Here is a 26,829-nt window from a genome sequence, read left to right as displayed (position 1 = left end):
CTTGCGCACCCGGTAATTTCACCCAATACATTCTCTTCATCAATTATTCCGGTGTGTGCATACGGTATACTTGCGCACTTCCCCTTCTAACCGGAGATTTCCATGACCCTGCGCGTGGCGTTTATCGACGATCATGACATTGTGCGTTCGGGCTTTGTGCAGCTGCTGTCGCTGGAGGCCGATATTCAGGTGGTGGGCGAGTTCAGCAGCGCAGCGCAGGCGCGCGCCGGCCTGCCGGGGCTGGAGGCGGAAATCTGCATCTGCGACATTTCGATGCCGGACGGCAGCGGGCTGGATCTGCTGGCGGACATTCCCTCCGGCATCCGCGTGGTGATGCTGTCGATGCACGATAACCCGGCGCTGGTGGAAATGGCGCTGGATCGCGGCGCCAGCGGCTTCCTCTCCAAGCGCTGCAAGCCGGAAGATCTGATCACCGCGGTGCGCACCGTCGCGGGCGGCGGCGTCTACCTGATGCCGGAAATCGCGCAGCAGCTGGCGCGGGTGAGGGTCGATCCGTTGACCCGCCGCGAGCGCGAGATCGCGCTATTGCTGGCGCAGGGCCAGGAGGTGCGCGAGATCGCCGCCGCCTTGGGGCTGTCGCCGAAGACGGTGCATGTGCACCGTGCCAATCTGTTCGCCAAGCTGGGCATCAACAACAACGTCGAGCTGGCCAGACGGATGCTGAACCTGTGACGCAGCGCCTGATCACCCAGCTGGCGCTGTTTTTCATCTACGCCGCCAGCGCGTTTTGCCTATGGGGCATCGGCACCGCGCTGATCGACCCGCCCTGGCAGGCGCTGCTGCTGTTCCCGTTCGGCCTGCGCATGGGCATTTTGCTGCAGAGCCCGTACCGTTTTTGGCCGGGGATCCTGCTGGCCGATCTGCTGCTGATGGCGCTGCTGGCGGATCAGTTCGGTTACGGCCCGGCGCTGTGGGCGTCGGTGGCGGTGCTGGTGTTGACGGTGCTGCTCAGCCTGCTGGCCTCGCCGTGGCTGTTGCGCCATCAACAGAGCGACAGCGAATGGCGTTGGCCGCTGTTGCAGGGCGCGGTGGTCGCCGCCGCCGCCTTGCTGCAGGCGTTGGTATGGCAGCTGGTGAGCGGCGAAGGCGCCCGCGCGCTGCTGCTCGGCCTGACCGGCGGTTTCACCATCGCGCCGACCTGCCTGCTGTTGTGGCACTATCTGGCGCGCCAAATCTGGGTGCCGCTGGAACCGGGGCTGATCCACAAGCCGGTGGAGCTGCGTTTGGGCCACCTGGCCAGCTATCTGCTGCTGTTTGCGTTCAGCATCTGGCTGCAGCAACAGGTGAACGCCGCCGAGCTGCGGCGTTTCGCGCCGTTCTGCCTGGCCATTCCTATCGTGTTCATGTCTTACCGCTACGGCTGGCAGGGCGCGCTGTTGGCGACGCTGCTCAACGGCGTGGCGCTGATGGTCAACGAGCCGCCGCAGCCGGAGTCGCACCGCGATCTGCTGTTGTCGCTGCTGGCCCAAAGCCTGACCGGGCTGCTGCTGGGCGCCGGCATTCAGCGCCAGCGCGAACTGAATCAACAGCTGCGGCTGCGGCTGGCGGAGAATCGGCAGCTGGCGCGGGCGCTGGTGACGGCGGAGGAGCAAACCCGGCGCGAGGTGGCGCGCGAGCTGCACGATGAAGTGGGGCAGACCATCACCGTGATCCGCACCCAGGCCAGCATCGTCAAGCGCCTGGCGCCGGAACCGGCGGTGATCGGCTGCGCCGACACCATCGATGCGTTGGCGCTGCGGGTCTACGACGGGGTGCACGACGTGCTCACCCAGCTGTGGCCGGCGGCGCTGAACAACCTGCCGCTGTCGGCGGCGGTGGCGGCGATGCTGCGGGAGTCGCTGCCGCAGGACGCATCGCTGGTGAGCAGCCTGCAATGGCAGGTGCCGGACGAGCTGCTGGATGAAACGTTGAAAATCACGCTGTACCGGGTGTGCCAGGAGGGGGTGACCAATGTGTGCCGCCACGCCGGCGCCAGCCGCCTGGAGCTGGACGCGCGCCTGCAGCCGCGCAAAGGCGCCGCGCCGCTGATCGCCCTGACCATCCGCGACAACGGCGTGGGCTTCGAGGCGGAAAACCATCAGCCGGGGTATGGCCTGCGCGGCATGCAGGAGCGCATCAGCGCCCTCGGCGGCAGCCTGCGGTTCACCGCTGAACGGGGCGCCTGTTTGAGTGTGATCTTGCCCACAGTTTCACCGGCGCAAGCGCAAAACTAGGAAAAACTCCTAACCGCGTCGGGAATCCGGCGTAAGCCGCCCGCGCGCGCGAGGAGCATCATAGCGGCACTTTATTCAATCCTCTGAGGTTCCACATGTGGTCTTTCCTTAAAAGCCGCTCGGACGCGCCGCAGGTCACCGATCAACGGCAGATCGACGCCAGCTACAAATATTGGCGCATCCAGCTGATGTGCACCATGTACATCGGCTACGCCGCGTTTTACTTCACGCGCAAAAGCTTCAACTTCATCATGCCGGCGATGCTGAGCGATCTGGGCCTGACGATGTCCGACGTCGGCATCCTCGGCACGTTGTTCTACATCACCTACGGCTGCTCGAAATTCATTTCCGGCATGATCAGCGATCGCTCCAATCCGCGTTACTTTATGGGGCTGGGCCTGATCATGACCGGGGTGCTGAATATCTTCTTCGGCCTCAGCTCGTCGCTGCTGATGCTGGGCACGCTGTGGATCCTCAACGCCTTCTTCCAGGGCTGGGGCTGGCCGCCGTGCTCCAAAATCCTCACCAGTTGGTATTCGCGCTCCGAGCGTGGCGGCTGGTGGGCGATCTGGAACACCTCGCACAACGTCGGCGGCGCGCTGATCCCGCTGCTGGTGGGCTTTATCTCGCTGCACTTCAGCTGGCGTTACGGCATGATCATTCCCGGCATCATCGGCGTGGTGTTGGGGCTGCTGATGTGCTGGCGCCTGCGCGACAAGCCATCCACCCTGGGGCTGCCGAGCGTCGGCAAATGGCGCAACGACGCCATGGAGCTGGTGCAGGAATCGGAAGGCCAGGGGCTGAGCAACCGCGAGATCATCAAACGCTACGTGCTGACCAACAAGTACATCTGGCTGCTGGCGGTCTCTTACGTGCTGGTGTACATCGTGCGCACCGCGATCAACGACTGGGGCAACCTCTACCTGACGCAGGAAAAGGGCTATTCGCTGATGACCGCCAACTCGGCCATTTCGCTGTTTGAAGTGGGCGGTTTTATCGGTTCGCTGGTGGCCGGTTGGGGCTCCGACAAACTGTTCCGCGGCAACCGTGGCCCGATGAACCTGATCTTCGCCATCGGTATCTTCCTGTCGGTGGCGGCGCTGTGGCTGATGCCGGGCGTGACCTACCTGCTGCAGGCCTGCTGCTTCTTCGCCATCGGTTTCTTCATCTTCGGCCCGCAGATGCTGATCGGCATGGCGGCGGCGGAGTGCTCGCACAAGGATGCGGCGGGCGCGGCGACCGGTTTCGTCGGCCTGTTCGCCTACCTGGGCGCGGCGCTGTCCGGCTACCCGATTGCGCGGGTGATGGAGATCTGGCACTGGAACGGTTTCTTCGTGGTGATTTCCATCGCCGCCTGCCTGTCGGCGCTGTTCCTGCTGCCGTTCCTGCGTGCGCAGACGCCGGCGCTGAAACCGGCCAACGCCTGAGTAAAATACGCTGCGCAGCCCCCGGCGCAGCGCATTATGGCGCTTTTATCACCACTTGAAATGCAGGGGCAAAAAAGTGATTGACGCCTATAACCGCCAGCAGTAAGATGCGCCCCGCATCGGCGAGTAGCGCAGCTTGGTAGCGCAACTGGTTTGGGACCAGTGGGTCGGAGGTTCGAATCCTCTCTCGCCGACCACCATTCGAAAAACCTGCTTTTAAAGCAGGTTTTTTTTCGCCTGTCGTTTATGAGGATGAGTACCTCCGCAGGAGGTTCGAGCCTCGCGAAGCGAGACAACGTTGCTTTGGCAACGGCCCGCAGGGCGCGCATCAACGATGCGCGTAATCCTCTCTCGCCGACCACCATTCGAAAAACCTGCTTTTAAAGCAGGTTTTTTTTCGTCCGTCGTTTATGAGGATGAGCACCTCCTCCGACATTGCCGGCCTCGCTTTGTGGCGCGCGTCAATCCACCGTCCTCGTGAAATATATTTATCCTTTACGCTTAATTAATTCACACTCCTTATTCCCATTAGGTTCTTTTTCTCATATTTAAATAAATTCATGCTTGCAGAATAAAACCCGGTTGATAGCGCTCTTGTTTTCACGTTTTTTTTACCTATAGTCTGAATGGACAACGCGGGATATGTTATTCCCGCCGCGTGGAAAATACCGTGACTATTTATTAACGTTAATCTTCGTGGATTATTGCGGAATCATTTCGCTCCGGCAATGCGTGGCGTCGATTAACTCTTTTATGTTTATCCTCTCGGAATAAAGGAATCAGTTATGCGCAAATTTAATAAACCGCTGTTGGCGTTGTTGATCGGCAGCACGCTGTGTTCCGCGGCGCAGGCCGCTGCGCCGGGCAAGCCGACCATCGCCTGGGGCAACACCAAGTTCGCCATCGTCGAAGTCGATCAGGCGGCCACCGCTTATAATAATCTGGTGAAGGTAAAAAATGCCGCCGACGTTTCGGTCTCCTGGAATTTATGGAATGGCGACACCGGCACGACGGCAAAAATTTTATTAAATGGCAAAGAGGCGTGGAGTGGTCCTTCAACCGGTTCTTCCGGTACGGCGAATTTTAAAGTCAATAAAGGCGGCCGTTATCAAATGCAGGTGGCACTGTGCAATGCCGACGGCTGCACCGCCAGCGACGCCACCGAAATTGTGGTGGCCGACACCGACGGCAGCCATTTGGCGCCGTTGAAAGAGCCGCTGCTGGAAAAGAATAAACCGTATAAACAGAACTCCGGCAAAGTGGTCGGTTCTTATTTCGTCGAGTGGGGCGTTTACGGGCGCAATTTCACCGTCGACAAGATCCCGGCGCAAAACCTGACCCACCTGCTGTACGGCTTTATCCCGATCTGCGGCGGCAACGGCATCAACGACAGCCTGAAAGAGATCGAAGGCAGCTTCCAGGCATTGCAGCGCTCCTGCCAGGGCCGCGAGGACTTCAAAGTCTCGATCCACGATCCGTTCGCCGCGCTGCAAAAAGCGCAGAAGGGCGTGACCGCCTGGGATGACCCCTACAAGGGCAACTTCGGCCAGCTGATGGCGCTGAAGCAGGCGCATCCTGACCTGAAAATCCTGCCGTCGATCGGCGGCTGGACGCTGTCCGACCCGTTCTTCTTCATGGGCGACAAGGTGAAGCGCGATCGCTTCGTCGGTTCGGTGAAAGAGTTCCTGCAGACCTGGAAGTTCTTCGATGGCGTGGATATCGACTGGGAGTTCCCGGGCGGCAACGGCGCCAACCCGAACCTGGGCAGCCCACAGGACGGGGAAACCTATGTGCTGTTGATGAAGGAGCTGCGGGCGATGCTGGATCAGCTGTCGGCGGAAACCGGCCGCAAGTATGAGCTGACCTCCGCCATCAGCGCCGGTAAGGACAAGATCGACAAGGTGGCTTACAACGTCGCGCAGAACTCGATGGATCACATCTTCCTGATGAGCTACGACTTCTATGGCGCCTTCGATCTGAAGAACCTGGGGCATCAGACCGCGCTGAATGCGCCGGCCTGGAAACCGGACACCGCCTACACCACGGTGAACGGCGTGAATGCGCTGCTGACGCAGGGCGTCAAGCCGGGCAAAATCGTCGTCGGCACCGCCATGTATGGCCGTGGCTGGACCGGGGTGAACGGCTACCAGAACAACATTCCGTTCACCGGCACCGCCACCGGGCCGGTTAAAGGCACCTGGGAGAACGGCATCGTGGACTACCGCCAAATCGCCAGCCAGTTCATGAGCGGCGAGTGGCAGTACACCTACGACGCCACGGCGGAAGCGCCTTACGTGTTCAAACCGTCCACCGGCGATCTGATCACCTTCGACGATGCCCGCTCGGTGCAGGCCAAAGGCAAGTACGTGTTGGATAAGCAGTTGGGCGGCCTGTTCTCCTGGGAGATCGACGCGGACAACGGCGATATTCTCAACAGCATGAACGCCAGCCTGGGTAACAGCGCCGGCGTTCAATAATCGGTTGCGGTGCGTTGCCGGGGGATATCCTTTCGCCCCCGGCTTTTTCGCCGCCGAAAGTTTTTTTACGCCGCACAGATTGTGGGCCTGCCCGGCGCAAAACGCGCTCATCGGACTCACCCTTTTGGGTAATCCCTCAGCATTTCCTCCTGTCTTTAACGGCGATCACAAAAATAACCGTTCAGATATTCATCATTCAGCAACAAAGTTTTGGCGTTTTTTAACGGAGTTAAAAACCAGTAAGTTTGTGAGGGTCAGACCAATGCGCTAAAAATGACCGCTTAGCATAAATTTTCATGCTGTAACTGTTAACAAAAGGTTTTTTTTATGTTTGTTTGCTGTTTCTCACAGTCTGCGTAAATCCCCACTGGTTATATTGACGACACCCCAAACAGTTGGCAACTTGATAGCCTCAGGGGTAAGAGCGAGAGTTGTTTGAGTGAATTCCACGCGCTCAGACGTCCCCGCCGCGATGCGTTCCATCCGGCATTCTCTCCTCGTACGCCTTCTGCCTTCGGGCGCCGATCGCACAGGCCACGCAATAAAAAATACAGGTCTGGCGGCAATTACACACATCACATCACACAATGGAGCACTAACGATGACACGTTCCTTGGGTAAATCGGGGATTCTGAAATTCGGTATTGGGCTGATCGCGTTGACCGTAGCGGCCAGCGTACAGGCCAAGACGTTGGTTTACTGTTCTGAAGGTTCCCCGGAAGGGTTCAACCCGCAGCTGTTTACCTCCGGCACCACCTATGACGCCAGCTCGGTACCGATCTACAACCGCCTGGTCGAATTCAAAATCGGCACCACCGAACTGCAGCCGGGCCTGGCTGAGAAGTGGGACGTCAGCGAAGACGGCAAAACCTACACCTTCCACCTGCGCAAAGGCGTGAAGTGGCAGAGCAACAAAGACTTCAAACCGACGCGCGATTTCAACGCCGACGACGTGGTGTTCTCCTTTGAGCGCCAGTTGGATGCGAACAACGCTTACCACAAAGTGTCCGGCGGCAGCTACGAATACTTTGAAGGCATGGACATGCCTAAGCTGATCGCCAAGATTGAAAAAGTGGACGACAACACCGTGCGCTTCGTGCTGAACCGCCCGGAGGCGCCGTTCCTGGCTGACCTGGGTATGGACTTCGCGTCCATCCTGTCCGCCGAATACGCCGACGTGATGATGAAAGCCGGCACGCCGGAGAAAGTCGACCTGAACCCGATCGGCACCGGCCCGTTCCAGCTGCTGCAATACCAGAAAGACTCCAAGATCCTGTACAAGGCATTCGACGGTTTCTGGGGCACCAAGCCGAAGATCGATCGCCTGGTGTTCTCCATCACGCCTGACGCCTCCGTGCGCTACGCCAAACTGCAGAAAAATGAATGCCAGGTGATGCCGTACCCGAACCCGGCCGATATCGCCCGCATGAAGCAAGACAAGTCCATCAACCTGATGGAACAGCCGGGCCTGAACGTGGGCTACCTGTCGTTCAACGTCGAGAAAAAGCCGCTGGATAACCTGAAGGTGCGCCAGGCGTTGACCATGGCGGTCAACAAGCAGGCGATCATCGACGCGGTTTATCAGGGCGCGGGCCAGGCGGCCAAGAACCTGATCCCGCCGACCATGTGGGGCTATAACGACGCGGTGCAGGATTACGCTTACGATCCGGCCAAGGCGAAAGCACTGCTGAAAGAAGCGGGCATGGCCGACGGTTTCAGCATCGACCTGTGGGCGATGCCGGTACAGCGCCCATACAACCCGAACGCGCGCCGCATGGCGGAAATGATCCAGGCCGACTGGGCCAAGATCGGCGTGAAAGCCAAAATCGTGACCTATGAGTGGGGTGAATACCTCAAGCGCGCCAAAGCGGGCGAGCACCAGACGGTGATGATGGGCTGGACCGGCGACAACGGGGATCCGGATAACTTCTTCGCCACGCTGTTCAGCTGCGCGGCGGCGAAAGACGGCTCCAACTACTCCCGCTGGTGCTACAAGCCGTTCGAAGATCTGATTCAACCGGCGCGCGCCGAATCCAACCACGACAAGCGTATCGAACTGTACAAGCAGGCGCAGGTGGTGATGCACGATCAGGCTCCGGCTCTGATTGTCGCACACTCCACCGTGTACGAGCCTGTGCGTAAGGAAGTGAAAGGCTACGTCGTGGATCCACTCGGTAAGCATCACTTCGAGAATGTCTCTGTAGACTGATTTCGACCGCTTTACCGGAGACGCACGAATGGACTTGCAGGGGCGCAACAGGTTTGCGCCCCTGCTGACCAGTCTCCGGCGTATGGCCGTCGAATCGTTCAAAGGCATGTGAGCGTTAATAAGCCTGGCGGACGATGAGCTGCCGGGCATTGATACAGAGAGTTCGGGATATGTTGCAGTTCATACTCCGACGTTTGGGGTTAGTTATCCCAACGTTTATCGGCATTACATTGCTGACTTTTGCATTCGTCCATATGATCCCCGGCGACCCGGTGACCATCATGGCCGGGGAACGCGGTATCTCCGCCGAGCGCCACGCGCAGCTGATGGCGGAAATGGGGCTGGACAAGCCGCTCTATCAACAATATTTCTCCTATGTGTCCAACGTGCTGCACGGCGATCTGGGCACCTCACTCAAAAGCCGCATCTCCGTCTGGAGCGAGTTCGTTCCGCGCTTTCAGGCCACGCTGGAGCTGGGCTTCTGCGCGATGCTTTTCGCGGTGCTGGTAGGCATCCCGGTCGGAGTGCTGGCGGCGGTCAAACGCGGCTCGGTCTTCGATCATACCGCGGTGGGCATCTCGCTGACCGGCTATTCGATGCCGATTTTCTGGTGGGGCATGATGCTGATCATGCTGGTGTCGGTGCAGCTTAACCTGACGCCGGTGTCGGGGCGCATCAGCGACACGGTATTCCTCGACGACAGCCAGCCGCTGACCGGCTTTATGCTGATAGACACCCTGATCTGGGGCGAGCCGGGCGACTTTATCGACGCGGTGATGCACATGATCCTGCCGGCCATCGTACTGGGCACCATTCCGCTGGCGGTGATCGTGCGCATGACCCGCTCCTCGATGCTGGAGGTGTTGGGTGAAGACTACATCCGCACCGCCCGCGCCAAGGGCGTGAGCCGCATGCGGGTGATCGTCGTTCACGCGCTGCGCAACGCGCTGCTGCCGGTAGTGACGGTGATCGGGCTGCAGGTCGGCACCATGCTGGCCGGCGCCATTCTGACCGAAACCATCTTCTCCTGGCCGGGACTGGGCCGCTGGCTGATCGACGCGCTGCAGCGCCGCGATTACCCGGTGGTGCAGGGCGGGGTGTTGCTGGTCGCCTGTATGATCATTCTGGTTAACCTGCTGGTAGACGTGCTCTACGGCGTGGTCAACCCGCGTATTCGCCACAAGAAATAAGGGGCGCTCTCATGTCTCAAATCACTGAGTCTGCAGTTAAAGGTGCGCCGAAGCCGATGACCCCGTTTCAGGAGTTCTGGCACTATTTCAAGCGCAATAAAGGGGCCGTGGTCGGCCTGGTGTATATCGTTCTGATGCTGGTGATCGCGCTCGGCGCCGGGGTGCTGGCGCCGCATGCGCCGGCGGACCAGTTCCGCGACGCGCTGCTCAAGCCGCCGGTGTGGCAAGAGGGCGGCAGCTGGCAATATCTTCTCGGCACCGACGACGTGGGCCGCGACGTGCTGTCGCGCCTGATGTACGGTGCGCGCCTGTCGCTGCTGGTCGGCTGCCTGGTGGTGGTGCTGTCGCTGATCATGGGCGTGATATTCGGCCTGCTGGCCGGTTACTTCGGCGGCGTGGTGGACGCGATTATCATGCGCGTCGTCGACATCATGCTGGCCCTGCCGAGCCTGCTGCTGGCGCTGGTGCTGGTGGCGGTGTTCGGGCCGTCGATCGTCAACGCCTCGCTGGCGCTGACCTTCGTCGCCCTGCCGCACTATGTGCGTCTGACGCGCGCAGCGGTGCTGGTGGAGGTGAACCGCGACTACGTCACCGCTTCGCGGGTGGCGGGTGCCGGCGCGCTGCGCCAGATGTTCGTCAATATTCTGCCTAACTGCCTGGCGCCTTTGATCGTGCAGGCTTCTCTCGGTTTCTCGAACGCCATTCTGGACATGGCCGCTCTCGGCTTTCTGGGCATGGGCGCGCAGCCGCCGACGCCGGAGTGGGGCACCATGCTCTCCGACGTGCTGCAGTTCGCGCAAAGCGCCTGGTGGGTGGTGACCTTCCCCGGCGTGGCGATCCTGCTGACGGTGCTGGCATTCAACCTGATGGGGGACGGTTTGCGTGACGCTCTCGACCCCAAACTCAAGCAGTAACAGAGGACGAGAGAGATGGCGTTATTGAATGTAGACAAGCTTTCGGTGCACTTCGGTGACGAAGGCACCCCGTTCCGCGCGGTAGACCGTATCAGTTACAGCGTGGAGCAAGGTCAGGTGGTCGGCATTGTCGGTGAATCCGGCTCCGGCAAATCCGTCAGCTCGCTGGCGATCATGGGCCTGATCGATTTCCCTGGCAAGGTGATGGCCGACAAACTGGAGTTCAACGGCCAGGATCTGCGCAAGATCTCCGAAAAAGAGCGCCGCCAGCTGGTGGGCTCCGAAGTGGCGATGATCTTCCAGGATCCGATGACCAGCCTGAACCCGTGCTATACCGTCGGTTACCAGATCATGGAGGCGCTGAAGGTGCATCAGGGCGGCAACCGCCGCACTCGCCGCCAGCGCGCTATCGACCTGCTGACCCAGGTGGGCATTCCCGATCCGGCCTCGCGGCTGGACGTGTACCCGCACCAGCTTTCCGGCGGCATGAGCCAGCGCGTGATGATCGCCATGGCCATCGCCTGTCGGCCGAAGCTGTTGATCGCCGATGAGCCGACGACCGCGCTCGACGTGACCATCCAGGCGCAGATCATCGAACTGCTGCTGGACCTGCAGCAGCGTGAAAACATGGCGCTGTTGCTGATCACTCACGATCTGGCGCTGGTGGCGGAAGCCGCACACCACATCATCGTGATGTACGCCGGCCAGGTGGTGGAATCCGGCAAGGCGGCGGAGATTTTCCGCGCGCCGCGCCACCCGTACACCCAGGCGCTGCTGCGCGCGCTGCCGGAGTTCGCCGCCGACAAGGCGCGGCTGGCTTCGCTGCCGGGCGTGGTGCCGGGCAAATACGATCGCCCGACCGGCTGCCTGCTCAACCCGCGTTGTCCCTACGCCAACGAGCGCTGCCGCAACGAGGAGCCGGAACTGCGCAGCATTCCCGGCCGTCAGGTTAAATGTCACACACCGCTGGATGATGCGGGGAGGCCGACCGTATGAGCCAGAATCAACCTTTACTGCAGGCGATTGACCTGAAGAAGCATTACCCGGTGAAAAAGGGCCTGTTCGCGCCGGAGCGGCTGGTCAAGGCGCTGGACGGCGTCTCCTTCACCCTGGAGCGTGGCAAAACGCTGGCGGTGGTCGGCGAGTCGGGCTGTGGCAAATCGACGCTCGGCCGTCTGCTGACGATGATCGAAGTGCCGACCGGCGGCGAGCTGTACTATCAGGGGCAAGATCTGCTGAAGCCGGACGTCTCAGCCGAGAAACTGCGCCGCCAGAAGATCCAAATCGTGTTCCAGAATCCTTACGGTTCGCTCAACCCGCGCAAGAAGGTCGGGCAGATCCTCGAGGAGCCGCTGTTGATCAATACCTCGCTCAGCGCCGCCGAACGGCGGGAAAAAGCGCTGGAGATGATGGCGAAGGTCGGCCTGAAGACCGAGCATTACGACCGCTACCCGCACATGTTTTCCGGCGGCCAGCGTCAGCGTATCGCCATCGCCCGCGGGCTGATGCTGAACCCGGACGTGGTGATCGCCGATGAGCCGGTGTCGGCGTTGGACGTGTCGGTGCGCGCTCAGGTGCTGAACCTGATGATGGATCTGCAGCAGGAGCTGGGGCTGTCCTATGTGTTCATCTCGCACGATCTGTCGGTGGTGGAGCACATCGCCGACGAGGTGATGGTGATGTACCTCGGCCGCTGTGTGGAAAAGGGCAGCAAAGAGGCGATCTTCAACAATCCGCGCCATCCGTACACTCAGGCACTGCTGTCGGCAACGCCGCGATTGAACCCGGATATGCGCCGCGAGCGTATCAAGCTGACCGGCGAACTGCCCAGCCCGATGAACCCGCCGCCGGGCTGTGCGTTCAACGCCCGCTGCCGCCGCGCCTTCGGCACCTGCGTGCAGCTGCAGCCGCAGCTGAAACAGTACGGCGAGCAGATGGTGGCCTGCTTTGCGGTCGATCAGGACGAACATCCGGGGGCGTAAGGTGCCGAACGTCACCGCTTAAATTCACGCCGGCTTCACGCCGGCGTTTTTTATTATTCAATCAAAGGGTTAATAAGTAGAGGGCGCCATAGTCCGTTGTTTTAATTAATTCCCTAATTAAATCCTGATAAATGTTATTTTTTTAAGAATCTTCGCATGAGAATAATAATCGAATAATAGAATTTAACGACTTGTTGTTAATAGCATTCTATCGGTCGAGCGGCTTCACTGTTTTATTATAAATAACCCAATAAAAAAGCACGCCGCCGGCGTGCTTTGGGTGGATGAGGCCGCGTTTATTGCGGATAAGGCACCCAGTCGCCGCCGTTCAGGCGAATGTAGGGCTTGCCCTGATACTGCATCACGATGGCGTTGTCGTTTTCGGAGATGACCGGGGTCTGCGGCAGCCCCTGGGTCAGCGCCTGCCAGTCGACGCTGGATTCGCTGAAGACCTTGCCGTCCACCAGGCGCGACACCAGTTCAGACAGCGCCAGATAGCTGCTCGGCGTTTTGATCTGCAGAGGGCTGCCCTGATGCGGCGCCTTCATGCCCACCAGTTTGATGCCGACCGGCGTATGGGTGATGTTCGGGCTGGGAATATCGCGCAGGCCAGACATCTGCATCTTGTCGCCCACCAACGCCGCGCCGTGTTCCGGCACGATCACCACCACCACTTTGCGGCCGGATTTCTCCAGTTGCTCGAGGAAGGTGTTCAGCTGATCGAACAGCTTCTGGGCGCGCGGCCGATAGTCGGCGCTCTTGTTGGAGCCGACGAAGCGGTTGCCGTCGTGCAGCGGAATGATGTTGAAGAAGGTGGCTGTGCGGCCGTCACCGCCTTTTTGCTGCTGATCCAGCCAGCGGGTCAGCAATTCGAGATCGTTATAAATCGGCTCGCCGTCGAACGACGTCAGCTCGTTGCCGACGCCGGCCTGCGACATCAGCGGCGCCTGCATGTCGCCCTGTTCACGCAGTTCTTTCAGGAAGTTGCCGAATACCCCGGAGTGATCGAGCATCAGCTGTTCCTTGAAGCCGAGCTTCGCCAGGTTGTCGAACAGGTAACACTGCTGGTTCACCGGCTGATACAGATCGTGATGCGAAAGCTGGCCGCAGCTGGCGCGCAGCAAACGGATGGCCGCCGGGCCGCTGTAGGCGGTGGCCGAGTTGAAGCTGTCGAACATGATGTCCATTTTCGACCACAGCGGGTGATTCTGCAGGTTGACCGAGTCCATATCGGCCCAGGCCAGCGAACAGATGTTGATCACCAGCAGATCGAACGGCTGGGCGTCGGCGGGCAAGGTGGCCGGGAAAGCGGTAGCGCGACCTTTTTCCCGCTCGTAGAACTGATTCAGGTAGGCCGTCAGGTTGGCGCTGGTCGGCGGCAGGCTGTCTGCCGGCGCAGCGTCTCCCGCCGCCGGCGCCGACGTGGCCGGCGTATTGGCGCCGCCGGCTGAGGCCGTGGAGGGGGCGGGCAGCAGTGAGACCGCCGGCCCGGCGATGTTGACGATATTGAGCCACACCAGCGCCGCCACGGTGAACACCGTGACGCGCACCCACTGCGCGACGAACAGGTAGGCGATAAGCAGCACGAAGGCGGCGCCGACCATCTGCCAGTTGATAAAGCGGTTGATCAGCTCCAGCAGATATTGGGCGCTGAAGCCGGCCAGCTGCGAACCCTGGCTGAGAATGCTGTTGATGCCCGGCAGCCAGGTGTCGTGGTAGAACAGCGCGATGCCGATCGGGATAGCGAGGTAGTGACGCCAGCGGTGCAGGCGCTGCGACGGGATCGGCATCAGCAGAAACGCCATGAACACCAGGTTCGGCAGCGCGTGGAAGTTCAGGTAGCCGAACCACAGCAGGCCGAATTTGGCCAGAAAATAGAGGTTCCAACCGCCCAGCCCACGCCAGTAGCGCCACAGAGCGTTATCGGGTTGCGTCTTCGAGTTTGGATTCATGGCTGCTTCTTACGTTTAATCTGAGATGAGGAGCCTGTGCGCACCCATAAACCGGCGGATTTCAAATAGCGCGGCGATAACAACAGGTTTTGCCAGTATTGACGCAAATGCGGAAAACGCCGGTGAAAGGCGTAGCCCAGCGGAATGAAGATCAGCGCGCACAGCAGGATCAGTTGCACGATGTCGTTAAGGTTCAGCATGCGGGGTCTCCTGCGGGCCGAGCGGCAGCGTGAGGGCGACCGGCTGCCGCCGTTCTGCGGGCACCTCGGCCGCTTTCACGCTGGGGCGCGGCGTGGCGCCGGCGGTGCCGGTGGCCGAAATCTGCCAGCGGCCCTGGGCCATGCGTTTGATTTCCGAAATGATATCGACGTCCTGGTGCCATACCACCCGGTTGCTGAAGGCTTCATCCACCGGCAGGCGGAAAATGAACTTCAGCGCGGTATCCAAATCGTTGATGCGGCAGGTGGAGAGGAACAGCACCAGCCGCCCCTGCACCACGGTCATCACGTCGCCGAAACGCCGCAGGTGGCACAGGGTCATCGCCTGTTCGGCGCGCAGGCCGGTGGCCGGCCGCAGCGCCACCATCACCCCTTTGCCGTCCTCGGGCAGCAGCGTGTTGCCCATCAGCGACAGCACCGCCTGACTGAACGGTTCCGGCCGCATATAGCCTTTGAGCTGCAGCGGGCGCAAGCCGGCCAGCAGCGCATCGATGTCGGCGGGCACATGGCGTGAGAAGCGCTGCCCCTGAATGCCCTCGAGCATGGTCAGAAAACGCGACAGCGGCGCAACGTGCGGCACGATAAGGTTGGCGCCGCAGGCCAGCAGCAGGCGTTCGTCGCTGTAGCGCAGGCTGGCGCTCATCTCGCGCACCGCGATTTTCAGGCCACTCCCGCGGCTGCGGCGCAGGGTGTGGATCTGGTGCGCCAGGTGATCGATTTGGTCGCTTTGGTACAACGCGAAAATCAACGTCGCCGAGAGCCTCAACATGCCGTGTTGCGCCAGTTCGTCGTTGTTCTCCAGCAGCTGCCAGTTGGCGGACAGCGGCGGCGCGCCTTCCAGGATGCTGCGCTCGGCCAGATACAGGCCTTCGTCGCTGCGCAAGGCGGTGGGGGAGGGTTGGCTATTTTCATCCTCGCCCTGCCAAACGCCTGCTGCGGCGTACAGCGTCAGCAGCTGATTGGCGTTGATGCCGTTTTCGGTGCTCCACCAGTTCACCAGGTATTGCGCGCTGTCCTGCTGCCATTGCAGGCTGGACAGGCCGTTCAGGATGCGATGCTGCGCGCTGAGCTGCCCCTTGAGCTTATTGATGCCGCCGCCGTGGCTGAGGATCAACAGCGTACACCCTTGCCGCCGCAGCCACGCGGCGAGGGCGCGGGTCCACTCGCGCAGCTCTTCGGTGGTGAAGGTTTGCCACAGGCTGGCGTGGGCCAGCAGGATAAGTAAGCGATTTTGCGGCCGCAGGGCGCGCATCAGATCGTCGCTCAGCTGCGTCAGCGCGGCTTTTTTCTCCGGTAATTGATACAGCGGCAGTTTCTGCAAAGCAGGCGAAGCCAGCTCGGCCAGCAAGCGATCGGGTTTATCGCCGCTGCAGATCAGGGCGACTTTGTGGGTGGCCGGCTGGGCGGCGATGACCTGGCGACACAGCAGCGCGGCGTCGCTTTGCCTGTCGATATTGATCCAATACAGCCCGGGGGCCTGCATCACCGACAGCTCTTCCCAAATCTGCCGAATGCCTAGAGAAAAAGAGTGCGCCATAGGATGTGTTCTACTTTCGTTGAAAGCCGACTAAAGGCGTTTATATTTAAAGATAGTCATTTTTGCTCTGGCAATAACAAATCTCCGACGCTCCACAACAATATTTGTTGAGAATCATCTTATTGCCTCTCTCTTTTTGTATCGTTGCTATAGTTAATTAACATAGCCTATTTTCGCCAAGGCGGAAAAATGAATAACGCATCCACCCATTTTCGTGCAGCGGCGCCTGGGGAGAGCCAGGATGACCTGCAGGCGCTCAGTCAGGCTTTTTCATTGCCGAAATTAAGCTATGTCGATATTTCGCGGCAGGAGCGGTTAACGCAAATGATGACGCGCTGGCCACTGTTGGCCGAATTGGCGCAGACCACGGGGAGCCACTGATCTATGCCGGTGATCGCGCTGCAAGGGTTGCGGGGTGGAATGGGGACGACGTCGGTCACGGCGGCGCTCGCCTGGGCGTTGCAGCAGCTGGGCGAGTCGGTGTTGGCGATCGATTTCACGTCGGACAATCTGCTGCGCCTGCATTTCAACACGCCGTTCGAGCTGGCGCGCGGCTGGGCCCGCGCAGAGCGGGACGGCGGGCGCTGGCAGGAAGGGGCGCTGCGTTATTGTGAAAACCTCGACTTTCTGCCCTTTGGCCGCCTGAATGCGCTGGAACGGCTGGAAGTGCAGAGTCAGTGTCGGGAGCAGCCGGAACGCTGGCGCGACAACGTGCGCCAACTGATCGCCGGCGATCCGCAGCGCTGGATCCTGCTGGATGTCCCGGTCGGGGACGGCGTTCTGGCGCAGCAGGCGCTGCAGCTTGCCGACAGCGTGTTCGTGCTGTTGAACCCCGACGCCAACTGCCAGGTGCGGCTCCATCAGCAGACGCTGCCGAACGACTGCCGTTTCCTGGTCAATCACTACTCCTCCGCCAGCCAGCTGCAGCAGGATCTGCATCAGCTGTGGCTGCAAACCCTGAGCGGTCTGCTGCCGGTGGTGATCCACCGCGACGAAGCGTTGGCGGAAGCGCTGGCGGTCAAACAGCCGTTGGGCGAGTACCGCCCCGAGAGCCTGGCGGCGGATGAAGTGCTGACGCTGGCCAACTGGTGCCTGATCAACCTCAAACGGGGCGTTGCGCCATGAGCCGGGTGCTGAGCCTGCTGCTGGTGCCGCCGGTGCGTCAGACGGTGCAGACTCGCTACCGCGGCTATCGGCGCAACGGCGCGTCGGCGCTGACCGCCTTTTTCGCCACGCTGCTGGTGGCGTTGGGCTGGCTGCTGCTGCGCTTCGAATCGCCGGCCTGGCAGCGCGTGCGTGCCGGCCGCGCTTATTGGTTCCCGCATCTGTCCGCCGATCGCCCGCGCCCGGCGGATGCGCTGCGTTATCTGCTGCAGGGGCTGTGGCTGCTGCTGTTTCGCAGCGGCCGCGCGCCGGTGCAGCGCGACTATTTCGCCGGTTGGCGGCGGCTGCAGCAGCGCTACGCCGACGGGCTGCAAGGCCTGCCGCAACGGCTGAAGAACGCCGGCGTGGAGCAGCGCTCGGTGGAGCGCCTCGGCCGCATGAGCCGCGGTATGCGGCGCGCGCTGTTTATCCTGGTCAGCGTGCTGGCGGCGATCCTCGCCATGCTGTGCATCTCGCAGCCGTTCGATCTGCCGGCGCAGTTCGTGTTCGTTCTGCTGCTGTGGGGGATCGCGATGGTGGTGCGCCGGGTGCCGGGGCGCTTGCCGGGATTGATGCTGATCGTGCTGTCGCTGACTGTATCCTGTCGCTACCTGTGGTGGCGCTATACCGCCACCCTGAACTGGGACGATCCGCTCAGCCTGGTCTGCGGCCTATTGCTGCTGGTGGCGGAAACCTACGCCTGGGTGGTGTTGGTGCTGGGCTATTTCCAGACCGTCTGGCCGCTTAACCGCCAGCCGGTGCCGCTGCCCGCCGATAGCGCCACCTGGCCGACCATCGATCTGATGGTGCCGACTTACAACGAAGATCTCGGGGTGGTGAAGCCCACCATCTACGCGGCGCTAGGCATCGACTGGCCGAAAGAGAAGGTGAACATCTATATCCTCGACGACGGCAACCGCCCTGAATTCCGGGCGTTCGCTGACGAAGTGGGGGTGAAATACATCGCCAGGCCGACCCACGAACACGCCAAGGCCGGCAACATCAACAATGCGCTGAAGCAGGCCACCGGCGAGTTCGTGGCGATCTTCGACTGCGACCACGTGCCGACGCGCTCCTTCCTCCAACTGACCATGGGCTGGTTCTTCAAAGACAAAAAGCTGGCGATGCTGCAAACCCCGCACCACTTCTTCTCGCCGGATCCGTTCGAGCGCAACCTGGGCCGTTTCCGCCAGACGCCCAACGAGGGCACCTTGTTCTACGGGCTGGTGCAGGACGGCAACGACATGTGGGACGCCACCTTCTTCTGCGGCTCTTGCGCCATTCTGCGCCGCAGCGCGCTGGACGAGATCGGCGGCATCGCGGTGGAAACTGTCACCGAAGACGCCCACACCTCGCTGCGCCTGCACCGGCGCGGGCACACCTCGGCCTATATTCGCATTCCGCAGGCCGCTGGGCTGGCGACCGAGAGCCTGTCGGCGCACATCGGCCAGCGCATTCGTTGGGCGCGCGGCATGGTGCAGATCTTCCGGCTGGACAACCCGCTGCTGGGCAAGGGGCTGAAACTGGCGCAGCGCCTGTGCTACGCCAACGCCATGCTGCACTTCCTGTCGGGCATTCCGCGACTGATCTTCCTCACCGCGCCGCTGGCGTTTTTGCTGCTGCACGCCTACATCATCTTCGCGCCGGCGCTGGCGATCGCGCTTTATGTGCTGCCGCACATGATCCACGCCAGCCTGACCAACTCGCGTATCCAGGGGAAATACCGCCATTCGTTCTGGAGCGAAATCTATGAAACCGTGCTGGCCTGGTATATCGCGCGGCCGACGACGGTGGCGCTGTTCAATCCGCACAAGGGCAAATTCAACGTCACCGCCAAGGGCGGGCTGGTGGAGGAGGAGCACGTCGACTGGGTGATCACCCGGCCTTACATGTTCCTGGTGATCCTGAACCTGGCCGGGCTGGCATTCGGCGTCTGGCGGTTGGCCTATGGCCCGACGGACGAGGTGATGACGGTGTTCATCAGCCTGGTGTGGGTGCTGTACAACATGACGATTCTCGGCGGCGCGGTGGCGGTGGCGGTAGAGGCCAAGCAGGTGCGTCAGGCACACCGCGTGGAAATCGCCATGCCGGCGGCGATCGCGCGCGCCGACGGCCATCTGTATCCCTGCACGCTGCGCGATTACTCCGACGGTGGCGTGGGCATTGAGATGCGGGTGGAAAACGCGTTGAAAGACGGCGACAAAGTCTCGCTGCTGCTCAAGCGCGGCCAGCAGGAGTACAGCTTCCCCTGCGTGGTGACGCGCGCCTTCGGCAACAAGGTGGGGGTGCGCCTGATCGACCTCTCCACCCGTGAACACATCGATTTCATTCAGTGCACCTTCGCCCGCGCCGATACCTGGGCGCTGTGGCAGGACGGGTTCCCTGAAGACCGGCCGATCGAAAGTCTGCGCGACGTGCTGGCGCTGGGCTTCCGGGGGTATGTACGCATGGCGGACTACGCGCCGCCGCTGGTGCGCGGTCTGCTGGTCGGGGTCACGTCGCTGACCGCCTGGGTAGTGTCGTTTATTCCGCGCGGCGTCGGCAGGGATCCGACCTTGGGTCAACAAGAAACAGTGGGTTAGCTGCGAGTTCAACCGCCCGCTCACTCGCCCGGTGAACAGGCTCCAACATTGATGATGATACGATGACGAGAAAAATAACCTGGTTAACTGCTCTGGCCTTAGGCATCAGTACCCTGTCGCAGGCCGAAACCGCCACCGCGCCGACCGTGGCGGCCCAGCCGCCGATCGCCGCGGCGGCCGATACGACAGCCCCGCCACCGCCGGCCGCCGCGCCGCAAGATCCGAATGCGCCGGTGCGCGACGTGTCGCTGTCGTTTGCGCAGATAGCGCCGCCGCCGGGCACCTTTATCCTGCGCGGCACCCGGCCGGACGGACAGATCGAATTCGGCGTGCGCAGCGATGAAGTGGTCTCGCAGGCGATGCTCGATATGGAGTTTACGCCGTCGCCGGCGCTGATCCCGGTGGAGTCGCACGTCAAGGTCTACCTGAACGACGAACTGATGGGTGTGACCACCCTCGCCAAAGAGCAGCTGGGCAAGCCCAATCGCATCCAGATGGCGATCGATCCGCGCTATATCACCGATTTTAACCGCGTCCGGTTGGTGTTCGTCGGCCATTATCAGAACATCTGCGAAAACCCGGCCAGCACCTCGCTGTGGCTAGACGTCAGCAAATCCAGCGCGCTGAAGCTGCGTTTCCAGACGCTGCCGGTGAAAAACGAGCTGTCGCACTTCCCTGAGCCGTTCTTCGACAGCCGCGATAATCGGCCGCTGACGTTGCCGATGGTGTTCGCCGGCCAGCCGGATCTGGCCCAGCAGCGCGCGGCGGGCATTCTGGCGTCCTGGTTTGGCAGCAAGGCACAGTGGCGCGGGCAATCCTTCCCGACGCTGTACAACGCGCTGCCGACGCAGCACGCGGTGGTGTTCGCTACCAACTCGCAGCGCCCGGATTTCCTGCGCGATTATCCGGCGGTCAACGGCCCGACGGTGGAGATGATCAGCCACCCGGACAATCCGTACGTCAAACTGCTGCTGATTCAGGGACGTGACGACAACGATTTGATCACCGCGGTGAAGGGCATCGCGCAGGGCAACATCCTGTTCCGCGGCCAGAATGTGACGGTGGACAAGGTGGAGCAGCTCGCGCCGCGCCAGCCTTACGACGCGCCGAACTGGGTGCGCACCGATCGGCCGATGACCTTCGCCGAGCTGCAGCAATACGCCGAACAGTTGCAAACCAGCGGCATCGAGCCCGGCCCGATTTCGCTGACCATGAACCTGCCGCCGGATCTGTTCCTGATCCGCAGCACCGGCATCGACATGCACCTGAAATACCGTTACACCGCGCCGCGCATTCAGGACGGTTCGCGGCTGAGCGTCAGCCTGAACAACCAGTTCGTGCAGGCGTACTCGCTGGTGCCGGAACACGAGCAGGGCGCGCAGCTGCTGCGCCTGCCGCTGACGCAGGGGCTGCTCGACTCCGACAAGAACGTCAGTATTCCGGCGCTGCGGCTGGGCGCCACCAACCAGCTGCGCTTTGACTTCGATTACACCACGCTGCTGGCCAGCGGCGCGGAAGGGCGCTGCGAAACCTACTCCTTCACGCAAAACCATGCGGTGATCGACGGCGCGTCTACCATCGATTTCTCCGGCTACCGCCACTTTATGGCGATGCCGGACCTGCGCGCCTTCGCCAACGCCGGCTTCCCGTTCAGCCGCCTGGCGGATCTGTCGCAAACGCTGGTGTTGGTGAACCAGAAACCGCAGCCGGCGCAGGTCAGCGCGCTGCTGAACGCGCTGGGGGTGATCGGCGCGCAAACCGGCTACCCGGCGCTGGCCTTCACGCTCAGCGACGACTGGTCGCAGGCCAAGGATCGCGACGACGATATCCTGATGGTCGGCACCATCCCGCCGGAGCTGCGCGACGACAAGAAAATCAGCCTGCTGGTGGACGCGACCCAAAGCTGGGTGAAACAGCCGACGCGGCAGCCGCCGCTGCCTAGCGCGGAAGTGCTGGCAGAAGATACCAAACCGGACAGCAAGACCACCGTCAGCTCCGAGGGGGCGATGTCGGCGATCATCGGCGTGCAGTCGCCGTTTAACGACCAGCGCAGCATCGTGGCGCTGCTGGCGGACAGCCCGCGCGGCTATGAGCTGCTGAACAATGCCTTGCTGGACAGCGGCAAGCGCGCCGCGGTGTTCGGCTCGGTGGCGGTGATCCGCGAATCGGGGGTCAACAGCCTGCGCGTCGGCGATATTTACTATGTCGGCCACCTGCCGTGGTGGGAGCGGCTGTGGTATGCCCTCTCCACCCATCCGGTGCTGCTGGCGGTGATCGCGGTGGTGCTGGTGGTGATCCTGGGGCTGATGCTGTGGCGCGGCCTGAAGGCCTTCAGCCGGCGTCGTCTGGCGCCTGAAGATCGGGATTGACGGCGGTGAGCGCGATGTTGCAACGCCTGTCGCTCGGCATGCTGCTGCTGTGCGCGTTCAGCGCGGTGGCGGCCTGCGAGTGGCCGGGCTGGCAACAGTACAAGCAGTACTACATCAGCCCGCAGGGGCGGGTGATCGATCCGAGCAGCCCGAACAAAATCACCACCTCCGAGGGGCAGAGTTACGGCCTGTTCTTCGCCCTGGTGGCCAACGACCGGCCGACCTTCGATCGGCTGCTGGCCTGGACGGAGAACAACCTGGCGGCGGGCGATCTCAGCGCCCGTTTGCCTGCCTGGCTGTGGGGCGAGAGCGACGACAAGCAGTGGAAGGTGCTGGACGCCAACTCGGCGTCGGACGCCGATCTGTGGATTGCTTACAACCTGCTCGAGGCTGGCCGCCTGTGGAAAAGCCGGCGTTATCAAACCCTGGGGACGCTGCTGCTGCAACGCATCGGCCGCGAGGAAGTGGCCGACATTCCCGGCCTGGGCCTGATGCTGTTGCCGGGCAAAGTCGGGTTCGTGGCGGAAGATCGCTGGCGGTTGAACCCCAGCTACCTGCCGCCGCAGCTGCTGGCGCGTTTTGCGGCGTTGAACGGCCCGTGGCGCGCGATGCGCCAGGTCAACCAACGGCTGTGGCTGGACACCGCGCCGCACGGTTTCTCACCGGACTGGGTGGTGTGGCGGGTCGGCGCCGGCTGGCAGCCGGATACCGTCAAGCCGAACGTCGGCAGCTACGACGCCATTCGGGTTTATCTGTGGGCCGGCATGCTGGCGGACGACGATGAGTACAAGGCGGCGCTGCTCGAACGCTTCCAGCCGATGGCGCAGCTCACCGCCAAACAGGGCGTGCCGCCGGAAAAAACCGATACCGCCAGCGGCAAAACCACCGGCACCGGCCCGGTCGGCTTTTCTGCCTCGATGCTGCCGATGTTGGTGACGCAGGCCGAGGCGCTGGCGACACAGCGGCAACGCATCAGCGAACATCCGCCGGGTGACGACGCCTATTTCAGCGCCTCGCTGACGCTGTTCGGTCAGGGGTGGGATCAACAACGTTATCGCTTTAATCGTCAGGGTGAATTGCAACCCTCGTGGGACGGCCAATGCACAACTTCAAAATAAACTGGCTGAATTTGATTCCGCTGAGCCTGGCGATGTTGCCGCAGGCGCGCGCTGCGGAGGCTGTGGCGCCGGAACAGTGGTTGCTGGAACAGGTGCGTATTGGCGAGGCCGGCAACAAGGACGATCTGGTGCGCCAGTCGCTGTACCGGCTCGAGCTGATGGATCCGAACAACCCGGACGTGATCGCCGCGCGCATGCGTTTGGCGCTGCGGCAGGGCAACATGGCGCTGGCGCAGCAGCAATTGGACAAGCTGAAAACCCTCGCGCCGCAGTCCAGCGCCTATCGCCAGGCGCAAATGAATATGCTGCTGACGCAGCCGGAAACCCGGCAAAAGCTGCAGCAGGCTCGCCTGATGGCGACCGCCGGCCGGTTGCCGGAGGCCAAGGCGCAGTACGATGCGCTGTTCCACGGCGAGCCGCCGACGCTCGAGTTGGCGGTGGAGTATTGGCGGCTGGTGGCGCGCTTGCCGGGGCAGGAAGCGAAGGCGTTGAAGCAGCTGCAGGCACTGGACCAGCAATATTCCGGCAACGTGGCGCTGCGCATGTCGCTGGCGCGCATGCTGTTCAGTCAGAACCAGGACGCGCAGGCCTATGAGCTGCTGCAGAAGATCGCCGCCGATCCGGCCGGACGCGGCGATGCCGCCGATCTGTGGCTGGATAAGGTCAAAGCGATACCGGTCAGCGCGCAAAGCGTGGCGGCGCTCAACCGTTTCCTCGGCGTGTTCGACACCGGCGATCAGGCGACCAGCGCCCGTGAAGAGCTGGCCAGGCAGCAGAAACTGTTGGCCGATCCGGCGTATCAGGCACGGGTGCGCGGCCTGGCGCAGGTGGATAAAGGCGGCAGCCGGGCGGCTATTCCGGCGTTGCAAACGGCGTTGGCGGCGACGCCGAACGACGCCGAGGTGCTGGGCGCGCTCGGCCAGGCTTATTCGCGCGCCGGCAACCGTCCGCAGGCGCTGAAACTGTTCCGACAGGCGCTGGCCGCCGACAAGAACGGCTACGACAGCGGCAAGTGGCAAAGCCTGATCAAGAGCACCGGTTACTGGCTGGCGATCGACGAGGGCGACAAAGCGCTGAAGGCTGGCAATCTCGCGCTGGCCCGGCAGAAATATCAGCAGGCGCGCCAGCTCGACGACAGCGACGGCGATGCGTTTATCGGCCTGGGCGATGTGGCGGTGGCGAGCAAGGATGACGCCGCGGCGGAAGGATTTTATCAGCAGGCGCTGCGGCGCGACCCCGGCAACGGCAGCGCGCTGCGCGGCCTGGTGAATCTCTATCAACGGCAGTCGCCGGAAAAGGCGCTGGCCTACCTCAACGGCCTGCCGCGTAGCCAACAGGCCAAGCTGCGCAGCACCCTCGATGGACTGCGGCTCGATATGTTGAAGCAGCAGGCGGAGACGCTGGCGGCGCAGCAGCAGTGGCAGCAGGCGGCGGACATCTACCGCCGTGCTCAGTCGATGGATCCCGACGACGTCTGGCTGACCTATCGCTATGCGCAGGCGCTGCGTCAGGCCGGGCAGCCGCAGCAGGCGGACGCTCTGTTCCGGCAGCTGGCGCAGCGTCAGCGTGCCAATCCGCAGCTGACCTACGCCTATGCGCTCTACCTTTCCGGCAGCGATCGCGACGACCAGGCGCTGGCGCAGCTCAATACGCTGCCCGCCGCGCAGTGGAACGACAACATGCGCGAACTGGCGCAGCGGCTGAAAATGCAGGCGGTGATCGCGCAGGCCGAACGGCTGCGGGCGGCCGGTGACGAACCGGCGGCGGAAGCCTATCTGCGCCGTCAGCCGGCGGACACCCGCCTCGATTTGCTGCTGGCCGACTGGGCGCTGGCGCGCGGGGAGTATGCGGCGGCGCTGGATGACTATCAGCGGGTGAAACGGCGTGAGCCGAACAACCCGGATGCACAGCTGGGCGAGATCGAAGCTTATGTGGCGCAAGGGGATCTGGACGCGGCGCGCCAGCGGCTGAAAACCGAACCGCAGCCGCAGGACGCTTCGCTCAACAGCCAACGTCGTGTCGCCAACGCCTGGGGCGCGGTCGGCGATCCGCAGCAGGCCGAAGCTATCTTCGACCGACTGAAAACGGCGGCGGCTTCGGAGCCCGTCGGGCAGACCAAGGCGCTTGTTTACCGTGACGCCGCCCGGCTGGAAAGGGCTCAGCAACAGCCTGAGCGGGCACAGCAGGATTATCGCCAGGCGATGGTAGCCGGCGGCATCACGCCGACGCTGCCGCAGGACAATGACAGCTACACCTATTTGACGCGCAATAATCCGAACGACGACTGGCTGAAACGCGGCATTCGTTCCGACGCCGCGGATCTGTACCGGCAGCAAGACGTGAACGTCACGCTCGATCACGATTACTGGCGCTCGAGCGGCACCGGCGGCATTTCCGACTTCAATGCACACGACACCATGCTGCAGGTGGACATGCCGCTGTATGACGGACGCGCCTTCTTGCGTACCGACACCGTACAGCTGGATGCCGGGCGTTTCTCGACCGACGGCAGCGGCCACTATTACGAGACTTTCGGTACCTGCAACACGCAAGGGTGCCGCGGCGATGAACACCAGAAAACCACCGGCACCAGCGTGGCGGCCGGCTGGAAAAACGATCGCTGGGCCGCCGATATCGGCACGACGCCGATGGGCTTCGAGGTGGTCGACTGGACCGGCGGCCTGGCCTACAGCGGCGACTGGAACCACATCGGCTGGACGCTGGCGGCTTCGCGGCGGCCGATCTCCAGCTCGCTGCTGGCATTTGGCGGCGCCAAAGACCCGAATACCGGCATTACCTGGGGCGGCGTGCGCGCCACCGGCGTCAGCCTGAGCGCCAGCTACGATCGCGGCGAGGCGAACGGCGTGTGGGCCGATCTCAGCGCGCACCAGATTACCGGCAAGAACGTGGCGGACAACCAGCGACAGCGGTTGATGGCCGGCTACTACTACAAGCTGATCAACGAAGACAATCGTCGTCTGAGCGTCGGGCTCAATACCATGCTGTGGCACTACCAGAAGGATTTGAGCGGCTATTCGCTGGGACAGGGCGGCTATTACAGCCCGCAGCAATATCTGTCGCTGTCGCTGCCGGTTAACTATCGCCAGCGCACCGAGAACTGGTCGTGGGAGCTGGGCGGTTCGGTTTCGCTGTCCCATTCGAAAACCGACAGCCAGCGCCGCTATCCGCTGCAGGGGCTGATCCCGGATTCACTGCCCGATAAGTTCGCCGTTGAGGACGGCGGCGCCTCGAGCGGCGTCGGTTATACCCTGCGGGCGATCGTCGAACGCCGTCTCAGTTCGCACTGGACGCTCGGCGCCGGTATCGACATTCAACAGGCGAAGGACTATACGCCGAGCCATGCGTTGATTTATCTGCGCTATTCCCTGGCCGGTTGGCAGGGTGATCTCGATTTGCCGCCGCAGCCGCTGACGCCTTACGCCGACTTCAAGTAACCGGGAGGGGAAAGATTCGGAG

18 protein-coding genes, 1 tRNA gene and 1 other RNA gene are annotated in these 26,829 nt (G+C 62.2%); 17 read left to right on the top strand and 3 right to left on the bottom strand.

Going from position 1 to position 26,829, the window contains the following annotated elements; translation table 11 throughout:
• Positions 1 to 102 precede the first annotated feature (102 nt).
• The 11 genes from uhpA (at position 103) to dppF (ending at position 12,433) form a co-directional block, all read left to right on the top strand.
• Positions 103 to 693: a transcriptional regulator UhpA gene (uhpA, locus tag C9411_RS16600; RefSeq protein ID WP_038875895.1), complete on the top strand. Its 591-nt coding sequence runs from the start codon at positions 103 to 105 to the stop codon at positions 691 to 693.
• The gene (gene uhpB, locus C9411_RS16595) at positions 690 to 2,234 is read left to right on the top strand and encodes a signal transduction histidine-protein kinase/phosphatase UhpB (RefSeq protein WP_063989110.1); all 1,545 of its coding nucleotides are present in this window, start codon (positions 690 to 692) and stop codon (positions 2,232 to 2,234) included. The genes uhpA and uhpB overlap by 4 nt, the downstream gene beginning before the upstream one ends.
• 95 nt (positions 2,235 to 2,329) lie before the next feature.
• On the top strand, positions 2,330 to 3,661 hold the full coding sequence (locus C9411_RS16590; protein WP_107227505.1) for an MFS transporter: 1,332 nt from the start codon (positions 2,330 to 2,332) through the stop codon (positions 3,659 to 3,661).
• 120 nt (positions 3,662 to 3,781) lie between these two features.
• A tRNA-Pro gene (locus C9411_RS16585) sits at positions 3,782 to 3,858 on the top strand.
• Between the two features lie 35 nt (positions 3,859 to 3,893).
• Positions 3,894 to 4,022, top strand: a non-coding RNA gene (locus tag C9411_RS16580) — RtT sRNA.
• Positions 4,023 to 4,446: 424 nt separating this feature from the next.
• The gene (locus tag C9411_RS16575; protein ID WP_063989108.1) at positions 4,447 to 6,138 is read left to right on the top strand and encodes a glycosyl hydrolase family 18 protein; all 1,692 of its coding nucleotides are present in this window, start codon (positions 4,447 to 4,449) and stop codon (positions 6,136 to 6,138) included.
• Positions 6,139 to 6,739: 601 nt separating this feature from the next.
• Entirely contained in the window at positions 6,740 to 8,347 is a 1,608-nt protein-coding gene (dppA, locus tag C9411_RS16570) for a dipeptide ABC transporter periplasmic-binding protein DppA (RefSeq protein ID WP_107227504.1), read from the top strand.
• Positions 8,348 to 8,517: 170 nt separating this feature from the next.
• Entirely contained in the window at positions 8,518 to 9,537 is a 1,020-nt protein-coding gene (gene dppB / locus C9411_RS16565) for a dipeptide ABC transporter permease DppB (RefSeq protein ID WP_038630050.1), read from the top strand.
• Positions 9,538 to 9,548: 11 nt separating this feature from the next.
• Positions 9,549 to 10,451 carry a dipeptide ABC transporter permease DppC gene (gene dppC / locus C9411_RS16560; RefSeq protein WP_063989106.1) on the top strand — a complete coding sequence of 301 codons (903 nt, stop codon included), beginning with the start codon at positions 9,549 to 9,551 and terminating at the stop codon, positions 10,449 to 10,451.
• A 15-nt stretch (positions 10,452 to 10,466) separates the two neighbouring features.
• Positions 10,467 to 11,447, top strand: coding sequence for a dipeptide ABC transporter ATP-binding protein (dppD, locus tag C9411_RS16555; RefSeq protein WP_004934132.1), 981 nt, complete (start codon positions 10,467 to 10,469; stop codon positions 11,445 to 11,447).
• Positions 11,444 to 12,433, top strand: a complete 990-nt coding sequence (gene dppF / locus C9411_RS16550; RefSeq protein WP_015376237.1) for a dipeptide ABC transporter ATP-binding subunit DppF — start codon at positions 11,444 to 11,446, stop codon at positions 12,431 to 12,433. Before dppD ends, dppF begins: the two co-directional genes overlap by 4 nt.
• 296 nt (positions 12,434 to 12,729) lie before the next feature.
• On the opposite strand, the gene bcsG is transcribed toward dppF, so the two are convergent.
• The 3 genes from bcsG to bcsE are packed head-to-tail and all read right to left on the bottom strand — an operon-like array spanning position 12,730 to position 16,140.
• Positions 12,730 to 14,385 carry a cellulose biosynthesis protein BcsG gene (bcsG, locus tag C9411_RS16545; protein WP_107227503.1) on the bottom strand — a complete coding sequence of 552 codons (1,656 nt, stop codon included), beginning with the start codon at positions 14,383 to 14,385 and terminating at the stop codon, positions 12,730 to 12,732.
• Positions 14,382 to 14,585, bottom strand: coding sequence for a cellulose biosynthesis protein BcsF (bcsF, locus tag C9411_RS16540; RefSeq protein ID WP_004934139.1), 204 nt, complete (start codon positions 14,583 to 14,585; stop codon positions 14,382 to 14,384). Before bcsF ends, bcsG begins: the two co-directional genes overlap by 4 nt.
• On the bottom strand, positions 14,572 to 16,140 hold the full coding sequence (bcsE, locus tag C9411_RS16535) for a cellulose biosynthesis protein BcsE (RefSeq protein ID WP_107227502.1): 1,569 nt from the start codon (positions 16,138 to 16,140) through the stop codon (positions 14,572 to 14,574). The genes bcsF and bcsE overlap by 14 nt, the downstream gene beginning before the upstream one ends.
• Positions 16,141 to 16,329: 189 nt before the next feature.
• Here bcsE and bcsR point away from each other — a divergent pair, with 189 nt between their 5' ends.
• The 6 genes from bcsR (at position 16,330) to bcsC (ending at position 26,807) form a co-directional block, all read left to right on the top strand.
• A complete protein-coding gene (gene bcsR / locus C9411_RS16530; protein ID WP_063989103.1) occupies positions 16,330 to 16,521 on the top strand; it encodes a cellulose biosynthesis protein BcsR in 192 nt (63 codons plus the stop codon).
• Positions 16,522 to 16,524: 3 nt separating this feature from the next.
• Complete coding sequence (bcsQ, locus tag C9411_RS16525; RefSeq protein ID WP_063989102.1) at positions 16,525 to 17,265, top strand: cellulose biosynthesis protein BcsQ; 741 nt, start codon at positions 16,525 to 16,527, stop codon at positions 17,263 to 17,265.
• Positions 17,262 to 19,865 (top strand): UDP-forming cellulose synthase catalytic subunit, encoded by a 2,604-nt coding sequence (gene bcsA / locus C9411_RS16520; protein WP_107227501.1) that lies wholly within the window; start codon positions 17,262 to 17,264, stop codon positions 19,863 to 19,865. Before bcsQ ends, bcsA begins: the two co-directional genes overlap by 4 nt.
• A 62-nt stretch (positions 19,866 to 19,927) precedes the next feature.
• Positions 19,928 to 22,234 carry a cellulose biosynthesis cyclic di-GMP-binding regulatory protein BcsB gene (bcsB, locus tag C9411_RS16515; RefSeq protein ID WP_063989100.1) on the top strand — a complete coding sequence of 769 codons (2,307 nt, stop codon included), beginning with the start codon at positions 19,928 to 19,930 and terminating at the stop codon, positions 22,232 to 22,234.
• A 5-nt stretch (positions 22,235 to 22,239) separates the two neighbouring features.
• Complete coding sequence (gene bcsZ / locus C9411_RS16510) at positions 22,240 to 23,352, top strand: cellulose synthase complex periplasmic endoglucanase BcsZ (protein WP_063989197.1); 1,113 nt, start codon at positions 22,240 to 22,242, stop codon at positions 23,350 to 23,352.
• Positions 23,334 to 26,807 carry a cellulose synthase complex outer membrane protein BcsC gene (gene bcsC / locus C9411_RS16505; RefSeq protein WP_107227500.1) on the top strand — a complete coding sequence of 1,158 codons (3,474 nt, stop codon included), beginning with the start codon at positions 23,334 to 23,336 and terminating at the stop codon, positions 26,805 to 26,807. Before bcsZ ends, bcsC begins: the two co-directional genes overlap by 19 nt.
• Positions 26,808 to 26,829 lie beyond the last annotated feature (22 nt).

Origin of the sequence: Serratia sp. Nf2, assembly GCF_003028435.1 — a bacterium.
Lineage (GTDB): Bacteria > Pseudomonadota > Gammaproteobacteria > Enterobacterales > Enterobacteriaceae > Serratia > Serratia marcescens_L.
Note: the sequence above shows the minus strand (reverse complement) of the source record. Positions and strands in the feature narration are given on the sequence as shown.